At 48.9% G+C, this 10827-nt stretch carries 13 protein-coding genes; 2 read left to right on the plus strand and 11 right to left on the minus strand.

What is annotated here, in order from left to right; all coding sequences use genetic code 11:
• The 8 genes from J4G02_15720 to moaA all read right to left on the minus strand — a co-directional run.
• The coding region (locus tag J4G02_15720) for an aminotransferase class V-fold PLP-dependent enzyme (protein MCE2396012.1) at nucleotides 1-460 on the minus strand (460 nt) is incomplete at its 3' end.
• A 330-nt stretch (nucleotides 461-790) separates the two neighbouring features.
• Complete coding sequence (locus tag J4G02_15725) at nucleotides 791-1165, minus strand: glutaredoxin (protein ID MCE2396013.1); 375 nt, start codon at nucleotides 1163-1165, stop codon at nucleotides 791-793.
• Between the two features lie 79 nt (nucleotides 1166-1244).
• Nucleotides 1245-2642: a Fe-S cluster assembly protein SufD gene (gene sufD, locus J4G02_15730; GenBank protein MCE2396014.1), complete on the minus strand. Its 1398-nt coding sequence runs from the start codon at nucleotides 2640-2642 to the stop codon at nucleotides 1245-1247.
• Between the two features lie 142 nt (nucleotides 2643-2784).
• Nucleotides 2785-3168 carry a type II toxin-antitoxin system VapC family toxin gene (locus J4G02_15735; protein ID MCE2396015.1) on the minus strand — a complete coding sequence of 128 codons (384 nt, stop codon included), beginning with the start codon at nucleotides 3166-3168 and terminating at the stop codon, nucleotides 2785-2787.
• Nucleotides 3165-3407 carry a type II toxin-antitoxin system Phd/YefM family antitoxin gene (locus tag J4G02_15740; protein MCE2396016.1) on the minus strand — a complete coding sequence of 81 codons (243 nt, stop codon included), beginning with the start codon at nucleotides 3405-3407 and terminating at the stop codon, nucleotides 3165-3167. The genes J4G02_15735 and J4G02_15740 overlap by 4 nt, the downstream gene beginning before the upstream one ends.
• Before the next feature lie 42 nt (nucleotides 3408-3449).
• Complete coding sequence (sufB, locus tag J4G02_15745) at nucleotides 3450-4871, minus strand: Fe-S cluster assembly protein SufB (GenBank protein MCE2396017.1); 1422 nt, start codon at nucleotides 4869-4871, stop codon at nucleotides 3450-3452.
• Between the two features lie 148 nt (nucleotides 4872-5019).
• Nucleotides 5020-5850, minus strand: coding sequence for a Fe-S cluster assembly ATPase SufC (sufC, locus tag J4G02_15750; GenBank protein ID MCE2396018.1), 831 nt, complete (start codon nucleotides 5848-5850; stop codon nucleotides 5020-5022).
• 290 nt (nucleotides 5851-6140) lie between these two features.
• Complete coding sequence (moaA, locus tag J4G02_15755; protein ID MCE2396019.1) at nucleotides 6141-7139, minus strand: GTP 3',8-cyclase MoaA; 999 nt, start codon at nucleotides 7137-7139, stop codon at nucleotides 6141-6143.
• A 450-nt stretch (nucleotides 7140-7589) separates the two neighbouring features.
• On the opposite strand from moaA, the gene J4G02_15760 reads away from it, so the two are divergent.
• The gene (locus J4G02_15760; protein MCE2396020.1) at nucleotides 7590-7796 is read left to right on the plus strand and encodes a type II toxin-antitoxin system HicB family antitoxin; all 207 of its coding nucleotides are present in this window, start codon (nucleotides 7590-7592) and stop codon (nucleotides 7794-7796) included.
• Complete coding sequence (locus J4G02_15765; GenBank protein MCE2396021.1) at nucleotides 7793-7990, plus strand: type II toxin-antitoxin system HicA family toxin; 198 nt, start codon at nucleotides 7793-7795, stop codon at nucleotides 7988-7990. The genes J4G02_15760 and J4G02_15765 overlap by 4 nt, the downstream gene beginning before the upstream one ends.
• A gap of 328 nt (nucleotides 7991-8318) precedes the next feature.
• On the opposite strand, the gene J4G02_15770 is transcribed toward J4G02_15765, so the two are convergent.
• The 3 genes from J4G02_15770 to J4G02_15780 form a co-directional block, all read right to left on the minus strand.
• Nucleotides 8319-8873, minus strand: coding sequence for a GNAT family N-acetyltransferase (locus tag J4G02_15770; GenBank protein ID MCE2396022.1), 555 nt, complete (start codon nucleotides 8871-8873; stop codon nucleotides 8319-8321).
• A gap of 186 nt (nucleotides 8874-9059) precedes the next feature.
• On the minus strand, nucleotides 9060-10109 hold the full coding sequence (locus J4G02_15775; GenBank protein MCE2396023.1) for a Gfo/Idh/MocA family oxidoreductase: 1050 nt from the start codon (nucleotides 10107-10109) through the stop codon (nucleotides 9060-9062).
• An 11-nt stretch (nucleotides 10110-10120) separates the two neighbouring features.
• Nucleotides 10121-10827: sugar phosphate isomerase/epimerase (locus tag J4G02_15780; GenBank protein MCE2396024.1), on the minus strand; the 707-nt coding region annotated here is incomplete at its 5' end.

Raw genomic sequence — 10827 nt, forward strand, 5'->3', positions numbered from 1 at the left:
GGACGTTGGAAACGTGCGTCATTGCAACTATCTTGGTGCGCTCTGTCAACAGCGTTTCCAAATCATCAAGCTGCAATACTCCTTCATCGGTGATTTCAATAAACCGCAGCTTCGCGCCGGTACGCTGGGATAGCAACTGCCACGGCAGGAGGTTGCTGTGGTGTTCCATGACCGTGACAAGGATTTCATCGCCCTCTCGGAGATTGGCACTTCCCCAACTATGCGCAACCAAGTTGATCGATTCGGTGGTGTTTCGTGTAAAGATAATCTGGCTGGAACGACGGGCATTGATGAAACGCCCGATCCGCTGGCGCGCTTCCTCATACTTGGCGGTCGCTTCCTCAGAGATACGGTAAATGCCCCGATGTATATTTGAGTTATAGGTCCGATAATACGCATCCATCGCCTCAATTACACAATCTGGCGTTTGGGAGGTCGCAGCGCTATCCAGATAGATCAGTGGTAGATCCTTCGGACAGCATCGACATCAAACGCATTGAGTGGATTGTTCATAGGTTGAGCGTACATCGGGATTCCAGTTCGGTTCGGATTCTATGGTAGATTTTAGAATTATTTAGACACTCCCAATCCACAACCAATCCCCTAAATCCCCCAACCCCCCCTTATCAAGGGGGAAACCGTTATCAGGGGGACTTGGGAAACTTCGCGACGGTCGGAGTTATCGGTAAATGTCTATTTATCTTTAGAATCCGCTATAAATGAATTCAGGCGTAAAACGCAAAACGTATCAACCAGTGTCTTTACATTTCACGTTTTACGCACGGCTAACTTATTTTGAAAACAGGTTGCTCGCCCAGTTGGTCAGTTTCCCACCTGAGAACGAGACATCGACTGTCTCGCCGTGATCATCACATGCCGCGTCTGTCGGCACGCCAGCATCGGCATCACTCTGTTGGACATAGCCTTTTGCGATAAGGTATGCTTCGACTTCGTCGCCGCTGACATCAGCGATAATCTCACCATTGATTTCGATCGTTGGTTGTAGTGGTTGACCACTCTTCTCGACCATTTCACGATAATTATCTGCGTTGTTAATGATGTCTATATCTGCGTATTCTAAGCCATATTTCTGGAAGATCGCGCGGACACCATTGCTCCAACCGCAAACAGGTTTCATATAGGCGTTAATTTTTGGCTGACTCATTTTAGTTTCCTTTCAATTTTGAAAAGTGTGAAGAGTAAAACGTGAAAACTACAGTAAACGCGCTGTGGTTTTCGCACGGTTACATCGCTAATTTGTGATCGATCGACTGCTGAAGTTGCGTCCGAACCGATTCCAACGAAATCCGTTGCATCACAGGTTCAAAAAAGCCGTCAACAATCAACCGTTCCGCTGCGTCGTGGGACAATCCACGACTCATGAGGTAAAACACCTGATCTTTATCAATAGGGCCTGCTGTCGCACCGTGTGTACAACGGATTCCTTCACTGGCTAAGATTTCGAGTCCGGGCAGGGGGTCTGCGCGGGCATGGTCACTTAGCATCAGGTTATCGTTCTTCTGATAGGCATCGGTATGCTGACCGCCGGGGTGGACATGAATCATACCCGCCCACACACTCCGTGAGCGATCCTTTAGGACAGTTCGATAGAGCAGATCGCTTGTTGTGTGGGGCGCCTGATGGTCTTGATATGTGTGAATATCGAGGTGCTGACGGGCGTGTGTAAAGGTCAATCCGAGCATCTCGACGTGACTTCCCGGCTTCTCCAACACCGATAACTGATTGAGTTTGCTCGCGCGACTCCCTAGTGCGCTCGAAACCCAACGCAACTGGGCGTCTCTTCCAATAAGCGCCCGTTGTGTCGAAAAATTCCAGGTCCGGAGATTCCATCTTTGGACCCCGATGTAGTCTACATGGGCGTTGTCTGCGACAAAGATTTCGACCGCGCCACAATGTAATCCAGGCGTATCGGTGTCCCCCGAAAGATGTTCCTCCAAAACCGTGACTTGGCTACCCTCATCGGCAATAATCAGCGTGTGCGATAAATCTGTCCGTCCCGCCTCAGACAGTGCGACAAACACGCGCAATGGAATTTCAAGGACCACGCCTCGCGGAACATGCAACAGGTAACCGCCCTGCCAAAACGCGCCGTGGAGCGCGTCGAACTTGTTCCAATCGACCGGAACGGCTTTGGTCATAAAATAGGATTCGACCAACTCAGGACGTTCCTTCAATGCGGTGTTCATATCCGCGAAGTAGACGCCTTTACGCTCAAGGTCTTCCGCCAGTGCAACATTGCGGACGATCCCGTCCTGCTGCACTATCTGCCCCGGCCCTCCATTCAACGACGCCAATCGATCCGCTAGCGCATCGGGCAGTGGGGCACCTTCAGCGGATTCGGAAGGCGACAGCGAAATTGGGTGATACCGATCTAGTTTGAAGGGACGTAGGTCTGTGCGACGCCAATAGTCCTGTACGTGCATCTCCGTCGTCCGCTTCCATGTATCCTCATTGGGTGTCTTGGGAATCGGCAACCGATCGTAAACATCGTAGGCTGCCAACCGCCGCTCGCGCATCCAACGGGGCTCGTCCTGCGTTTTGGATATATGCTCTACAAATTCTCGTGAAAAATCCCCCGTTTGAACCTCATAAGGGGGATTTTGATTTAACTCTGAAGGCAATTCGTTCTCCATCTCTCTAACAATATTATACAGGACTTACGCAAATTTGGCACACAGGGGTAGATTTTTGATTTTTAACCCCCTAAATCCCCCTTATCAGGGGGACTTACGAACGTGCTGCGTAAGTCCTATTGTATTAACATCAAATAACCAGAACCGGATAGGCGCGAATGGCATTGTCTACAGTTGCAATCGTCAGATTATACTGTAACGCCTGAGAAATTAACATCCGATCAAATGGGTCCCGGTGAAGTAGCGGCAATTTGCTCAACTGGTTAACGCTATCTTCGTCTATCGACAAGCTCTGAATCAAATGTAGCCTTCGTTGTTTCGGAAGATAAATCTCTGGTGGTTCAGGTAGCGGTAATTTTCCCAATCCGTGTTTGATTATCACTTCCCAAATCGAAACAACACTCAGATAGATATCATTTTCCGAATCGCGAATAATTTGTTTCAGAGAAACCGATAAACGTGCATCCCGACTGATAAACCAAAGGAAAATGTGTGTATCCAGCAAGAGCTTCATTTGCCCTCAAATTGCTTGATAATTTCTTCTGGTAATGGATCGTCAAAGTCATCGGGAACTCGAAATTCGCCCGCACACAAGCCAAAAGGGCGAAGTTCCCGCGTATGATTTGTTTCAATCGGTTTGATTGCCGCTATAGGCTTGTCAACTTGTACAATAACAAGCGTTTCGCCGGCTTGAACTCGATGAAGACAGCCCAGAAAATCACGTTGAATTTCGTCAAGGGTGACCGTTGCCATGCTATTTCCTCGAAATTGAGTGAACCCTTTGGTTGTCCCTTTCTATCCGACCGAACCTTCCATCTGTAGCTGGATCAGGCGGTTCATTTCGACCGCGTACTCCATCGGGAGTTCCTTCACGAGCGGTTCAATGAATCCGTTGACGATCATCGTCGAGGCTTCCTCTTCGGACAGCCCACGGCTCATCAGATAAAAGAGCTGTTCCTCGCCAATCTTGCTGACACGCGCTTCGTGCCCGACGTTCACATCGTCTGCGTCAATCTGGATAACCGGATAGGTGTCGGAACGCGAGTCTTCATCGAGAATCAGGGCATCACATTCGACGTTGGACTTACACCCTTTCGCACCGTTAAGCACTTTGAGCTCGCCACGGTAGCTGGAACGGCCTCCGTCCTTACTAATCGATTTGGAGGTGATGCGCGAATTGGTGTTCGGTGCACAGTGGATGACCTTACCGCCGGCGTCCTGATGTTGTCCATTGGTTGCGAAAGCGATTGAGAGGATTTCTCCGTGGGCACCCGGCTCCATCATATAAATGCTTGGATACTTCATCGTGAGTTTTGAGCCCAAGTTGCCGTCGATCCATTCCATGTGGGCATCTTCGTAAGCCATCGCTCGCTTGGTTACGAGATTATATACATTATTCGCCCAGTTTTGGATGGTGGTGTAGCGCACACGCGATCCTTTCTTGCAGATAATCTCGACGACAGCGCTGTGCAACGATTCGCTGGAAAAGGTGGGAGCTGTGCAACCTTCGACGTAATGCACCTCCGCGCCTTCGTCGGCAATAATCAGCGTCCGCTCAAACTGACCCATGTTTTCGCTGTTGATACGGAAGTACGCCTGCAGCGGGTAATCGACCTTCACGCCGGGCGGAACATAGATGAAAGAACCTCCCGACCAGACCGCCGAGTTGAGCGCAGCAAGTTTGTTATCCGCGGACGGAATCACTGTACCGAAATACTCTTTGACCAGATCCGGATATTCACGAATAGCTGTATCGGTATCGACGAAGATAACGCCAATCTTCTCCAACTCTTCTTCGATGTTGTGGTAGACAACTTCCGAATCGTATTGGGCACCGACACCGGCGAGGAATTTTCGTTCCGCTTCCGGGATGCCGAGTCGATCAAAGGTTTTCTTGATGTCGTCCGGAACATCGTCCCAACTTCGCTCGACCCGATCGGAGGCTTTGACATAGTAGTAGATGTCGTCGTAGTCGAGTCCAGAGAGGTCGCCGCCCCATTTTAGATCGGGTTTCTGCTTGAAGATTTCATAGGCTTTCAGCCGGTATTCACGCATCCAATCGGGTTCGTCTTTGACATCACACATCTCGTTGATGACCCCAGTATCCAAACCCTTTCGTGATTTAAAAACAGGCTTCACATCATCATGAAATCCGTATTTATATTCGCTGCTTACGCCGATGTCTACCGTCTCGTTCGGCTTTTCTTGTTCTGCCATTTTCTGTATTTCCTTTCCATTTTCGGTGGATCTGTTTTGTTTTTGGCTGATGTTAAGAAATTGTGCAACAGAAACCGAGTTTTTCCGAACCCCCTAAATCCCCCTAATCAGGGGGACTTATGAACGCGCTGCGTAAGTCCTATTGTTTTTATGTTCTTAAAGAGGGCAATGTATCTTCAACCTCAGTTTCGACAATAACGTCCGTGAGACCGTGCGCCTCACGAATGGGATCGTACCCCTTCTCCTCTAACAGCTCAGCGAGTTCCCAGCCTCCGGATTCGACCACTCTTCCGTCAAGCAGAATGTGTATGAACTGCGGACGGATGTAGTTGAGCAGGCGCGGGTAGTGGGTAATAATCAACACACCGAGGTTTGGACCAATCAATTGATTGACGCTTTCGCCAACGATACGGACTGCGTCAATATCTAGCCCCGAATCGGTTTCGTCAAGGATAGCGATCTTGGGTTCAAGCATCGCTAGTTGTAGGACTTCGGCTCTTTTCTTCTCGCCCCCGGAGAACCCGTCGTTGAGGTAGCGTCGTGCGAACGATTCATCGACGCCGAGCTGTTTCATCTTTGCACGCAACTCACGTCGAAACTCTCGCATTGGGATGAGTTCGGATGTATCTGACCCATTTGAATCTTCGGACCGGACGGCACTCACCGCCATACGGAGGAAGTTTGCCATGCTGACACCGGGGATCGCCGTTGGATATTGAAACGCGAGGAAAAGCCCTAACTTTGCGCGTTCATTCGGGTCCAATTCAAGGATATTCTCTCCGCCAATGGTAACTTCCCCAGAATCAATCGTATAGAACGGATTCCCCATCAGTGCGTTGGCAAGGGTGCTTTTGCCGGATCCATTGGGTCCCATAAGTGCGTGGATTTCACCCTGTTTGACGTTCAGGTTTAAGCCTTTGATGATAGGTTGGTCTTCCACGCTGACATGTAAATTTTTGATGACTAGTTCGGTACTCATTATTTCTTGTTCGACTCCTTAGCTCATTGGTTTATTAGTTCATTCATCCTTTTTACGTTCCACGCTTAGGATACACATGTCGCCCCTCTGGGGCTTGGGGGATTTTGTTATCCTGTGTGCTATAAACATATCGCCCCGCTGGGGCTAAATGAACCGTTGAACCAGTGATTTTTACGTTTCACCCATCACGTTTTGCGTTATCAACAGCTGCAAACTAGCACCATTAGTATATATAAGGGTTACGGCATACGGGGTATGCCTACTACTATAAGCCCCACAATATAATGTCTCTAACCGCCAATCATAGACATGTTTCGCTTCGGTTTGACAAAGTTCGCTGCATTAATTTGATGTCCCGGTTCTTTCTGTTTCACTGCTTCAATAATCATATCCCCGATAGTTTCGTCGGAGGCACCCGCACGCAGTGACGTCAACAGATCGGTCTCTGTAATAGAAAACAGACATGTCCGCAATTGACCGTCCGCGGTGAGACGAACCCGATTACACTGTTCACAAAACGGTTCGGTCACGGACGAGATAAATCCCACATCTCCCTTACCGTCATCAAATTGATAAAGTTTTGCCGGATCATGTTTCGCATCGCCGTTCATACTGACCGGATTCAGGGGATAGACCGCACCAATTTTATTGATGATTTCCTTGCCCGGAATGAACATATTCCGTCCCCAGATGTCGTCCGCATCTAACGGCATGAACTCAATGAACCGGAGTTGGTAAGCATTGTCACGAGCAAATTTTGCAAGATCAACAACCTCATCGTCGGTAAAGCCCTTCATTGCCACCGCATTCACTTTGATTGGATCAAATCCACAACGTTGCGCTTCTTGCAGCCCCTCCAACACCTTTGAAAGCACCTTGCGGCGCGTCATCTGCTCAAATTTTGCTTCATCTAACGTATCAAGGCTGACATTGATTCGGCGAAGCCCGGCATCGTAGAGATCTTTTGCCTGTGTGATTAAACCGATGCCGTTTGTCGTCAAGCTAATGTCCTTTAACCCCTTGATTTCTTGAAGCTGCTTGATTAGCACTGGTATACCCCGACGAACTAACGGTTCTCCACCCGTAAGTCTGACTTTATTGATTCCCAGATCGACGAAGATACGAGCGAGGTGAACAATTTCGTCAAACGTCATGATATTGTCATCTTCCATGAACTGCATATCTTCCGGCATACAGTAGATGCAGCGGAAGTTACACTGATCGGTCACGGAGATGCGCAGGTTCGTATGTTCTCGATTGAAGTTGTCAATGAGTCGTGTGTTCGTCATTTTGTAGGTGGGCACGCAAAGTTAAATTAGTTAGGTTTAAGTTTGATTCCGGGCGTTAATAGTAACACACGCGACGCAGTTTTGCAAATGTTTTTATAGGTTTTTTATGTAAAATACCATAAAAAAGTTAAAACGTGATGCGTGAGAACCATTAGTTCATTGGTTCAGTCGGACTAGAAAGTCCCGATTCTGTTGTCCGATTTCTTAACATGAGCCAACACTTCAACTTGGTCGCTGACGATTAAATAATCCCAGAAAAAGAACCAAAAGCACAACAAAGAAATGGACAATCCCTAACAAACCTAGTATAATATTATCTAGATAGTCAACTGTCCATAACAGGAGGAGTCAAATGCCATGAAAGTATTAGATTATTCAGAGGAAAATCTAAAAACACTTGATCACAAATCATGGGACCAAGATATAGCCAACTTGAATGGTCACAAGCGAATCTTTACAGCATACATCGCCAAAGAAGGAAGCTGGTGGATCGGTTGGGTACAAGGGGTCGCGGGAGTTAATTGCATGGAAAAGACCAAGAAGAAACTTCTAGATTCACTCAAGGAGGAATTACCCGAAATGCTTGAGTTAAATCCAGATGTTTACATTGACGACGACCCCGAACCTCACTTCAGGTCCGTAACAATCGAACTATGAAACTAAGAGACCTGAAGCAACACCTAACAGAGTACCAATGTTACTTTGTTAGGGAAGGAGGCAACCATACAATATGGGGTAGTCCACACTCTAACGTTTATGCCAAAATCCCTAGACATAGAAACATTGCTAAAGGAACAGTCCACAAAATCTGCAAAGAGCTAAACATTCCCAACCCTAAATCACTGACATAAAAAAGCCCTAAGAGCCCACACGCCCCTTGGGGTGTTTCGTCTTTGGGGAAAATAAAGGTAACAAAATAGGACCGCAGATGAACGCTCAAGGCAAATACACACAAAATGTGATAAACCAAGTTTTTTACGCATCACGTTTCACGCTTCATTCATAGAATCCCGACAAGATTGAGGTTAAAGTGTGTAACTCCTATCAGTATAGGACTTACGCAAATTGAACAGAAAATTGGCATATTTTGCTGAAAAGTCGTTATTTGGTTGCAATCCCCTAAATCCTCCTTGTCAGGGGGACTTTAAGAGGAAATGCGTAAGTCCTACAGTATTAAGTTTAACCCCCGATGTCCTTTATCATTTCAATGAGATCTGAATACACGAGGTTACCATCGTCATCCTTCATACTGTACCATTCGGGTACACGCCCCACCTCTCGGTAGCCGATTTTCTGATACAGACTAATTGCAGCTTCGTTTAAGTGCCAGACGTGCAGGTAAATGCGTCGCAAGTCGAACTTTCGACCTTCCGCCTCCAAGAGTCGCATCATTTCCCGTCCCAACCCGCGTCTGCGACATCTGCCGATGATTTTGATTCCCAGCGTTCCCATCCGATGTGCTGTGTCGAGTTGCAAGCTGCCCTCTCCAACGATCCCCCCGTCTATTTCTATTAAAAGATGTGAGCGTTTTCCGGTTTCCAGATCGACAAGGATTCCACTCAACCTTTCACAACCCTTGGCGAAGCTGGTCTCTGCGTGGTATGCCATCACCCGCTCCTGATGTAGGATATTGCACATCTCAACGTAGGCGGGGACATCTTGCCATCGCGGGTAACGGAAGGTAACCGTTTCACCGTTGTTTTGGATTGTCCTGATGATCTGACCTTCTTTCATGTGAGGGGCTCCATCAAATTATGTTCATACGATACGAAATGAAATGTGATGCGTGAAACGTGAAGAGGATTACGCATGACGTTTCGCGTATTTTATACACATGTCGCCCCGCTGGGGCTATCGGTCGGGCAAGTCCGAGAGGATCCCGTGACCGGGGATGCCCGACCTACAGGTATGGTATTCGGTTTAATCTTTCACATCACCGAAGTTCTCAATGCTGGCGGGCAGCTTTCCGTGGGGCAGATAGAATTCGTCCTCGATGTTTACAGACACCGGCTGATGTGTCCGCATCGATTCAATCGCCTTCTCAAAGATGAGCGTCGGTATGCAGGCTTCCCACGCATCCATCAGGCTTGGGCCGCCTTCAAGGCACAGTCGAGCGAACATACCCATCTCTTCATCAAAGCCGTTGTGGTATTCGTTATGCTCGATACCGGGCTCGTCAGTTCCTTGGAATGTGAGGTTTCCGAAGCGAATTGTTGCGGCACTTACGGACCCAGCCAAGACTTCGGCGTAGTGCTTGGGAAGCGCACCGCCACTGCCGACAGTGCTGAAGACAGAGGTCCCAATCCCACCGTTGGCGAAGCGAATAATGATTGTGCTGGTGTTTGTCGGCTGCCCATCGTAGCCCATGGCAAGGATCTCCACCGGTTGCGAGCGCATGATGTGCCAAATCCAGTGGAGATTGTAACCTGAATTGTCGAGGATACCGTCACGACCGTAGGGACCTTCGGGGTCGTTCGGTTTGTCATAAGAGACACGGCAGGTGAAGAGGGTATAGTACGGTTGAGGGATAACCTCGCGCAGCCGTTTGGTTACAGGCGAGTGCTTGAACCACCAACCGCTCATCAGTTGTACCCCCGACTCATGCACAGCTTGCTGAACTCGACGCGCTTCATCCAGCGTCATCGCCAACGGTTTCTCGGCAAAGATATGTTTGCCTGCGGCACAGGCTTTGATAGCGATGTCTGCATGGGTGTCGTGGGTGGAACAGATTAGCACTGCATCTATTTCGGGATCGGAGAGTATGCGGTCAAGGTCGGTTGTGTAGTAGTCTGCGTTCCCCTCTTCAGCACGGACACGCGCCCCGACCCGTCGTCCGTTCCTGCTCACCCCTTCCTCAATCACATCCATCGTGGCGACGAGACGGATCTCTGGTGTTTTCAGGATGTTCGGTATATGGGCACCGCTGATTCCGCCGCAACCGATAATTGCAACGTTTAACTGTTTTGCCATCATTTCTCTCCTTATCCGCCTGCTTCCACCTGTTCAATAAGCGGTCTGATTTTGGCAAAGTTGATTCGCATCGCGTCTGCGCCGGAACCGCTCGGTGGCTTAAAATGGGTGGCGACAGCGAATACCACATCACAGCGATGGTCACGCAGATTTCGTAGCACCGTCGGGTAGTCAACATCGCCTTCGCCAAGCGGACAGTATTCAAAATTGAGTTTCAAGCCATCAAGGACTTCGAGATCTTTTACATGGAGCGAATGGAGGTAGGGTCGCACGTTAATAAAGCCCGCAGTCGCTGAATCCGATTCGCCGGCGGTATGATTGTCAGATGGATGCCACATAATCTTGAGCCGTGTGGATCCAACCCGCTCAATTAGTTCGCGACAGTGGCGGGTCGTGTTGGTATAGTGCCAAGGGAGATTGCCAAGTGCAACATCAATATCGTGCTTCTCCGCCTGTTCTGCTACAAGTGAGAAGGCTTTGACCAACTTCTCCATGTCAACGTCGGCGATGACGCCGCCCCGCGTTAGCCAGCGCATGGGCCAAGTCGGTTTCTGAGCGGAGTATTCGCCGGGCCATGCGAAGGTGTACGACAGCACCGACCCCACACCGAGCCGGTTGGCGACACCCATTGTCTGAATCAGACGATTAAAATCCTCCTGAAACTCTGGATGGTCTTGTAATGTCTCCAATTCCAGATCTTCCAGATGCAGTTTGCTAA

Source organism: Candidatus Poribacteria bacterium, assembly GCA_021295755.1.
Classification (GTDB): Bacteria; Poribacteria; WGA-4E; order WGA-4E; family PCPOR2b; genus PCPOR2b.

Coding starts and splice junctions, on each gene's coding strand:
- J4G02_15725 (MCE2396013.1), bottom strand. CDS start 1,165: ATGAGTCAGCCAAAAATTAACGCCTATATGAAACCTGTTTGCGGTTGG.
- J4G02_15735 (MCE2396015.1), bottom strand. CDS start 3,168: ATGAAGCTCTTGCTGGATACACACATTTTCCTTTGGTTTATCAGTCGG.
- J4G02_15740 (MCE2396016.1), bottom strand. CDS start 3,407: ATGGCAACGGTCACCCTTGACGAAATTCAACGTGATTTTCTGGGCTGT.
- sufB (MCE2396017.1), bottom strand. CDS start 4,871: ATGGCAGAACAAGAAAAGCCGAACGAGACGGTAGACATCGGCGTAAGC.
- sufC (MCE2396018.1), bottom strand. CDS start 5,850: ATGAGTACCGAACTAGTCATCAAAAATTTACATGTCAGCGTGGAAGAC.
- moaA (MCE2396019.1), bottom strand. CDS start 7,139: ATGACGAACACACGACTCATTGACAACTTCAATCGAGAACATACGAAC.
- J4G02_15765 (MCE2396021.1), top strand. CDS start 7,793: ATGAAACTAAGAGACCTGAAGCAACACCTAACAGAGTACCAATGTTAC.
- J4G02_15770 (MCE2396022.1), bottom strand. CDS start 8,873: ATGAAAGAAGGTCAGATCATCAGGACAATCCAAAACAACGGTGAAACG.
- J4G02_15775 (MCE2396023.1), bottom strand. CDS start 10,109: ATGGCAAAACAGTTAAACGTTGCAATTATCGGTTGCGGCGGAATCAGC.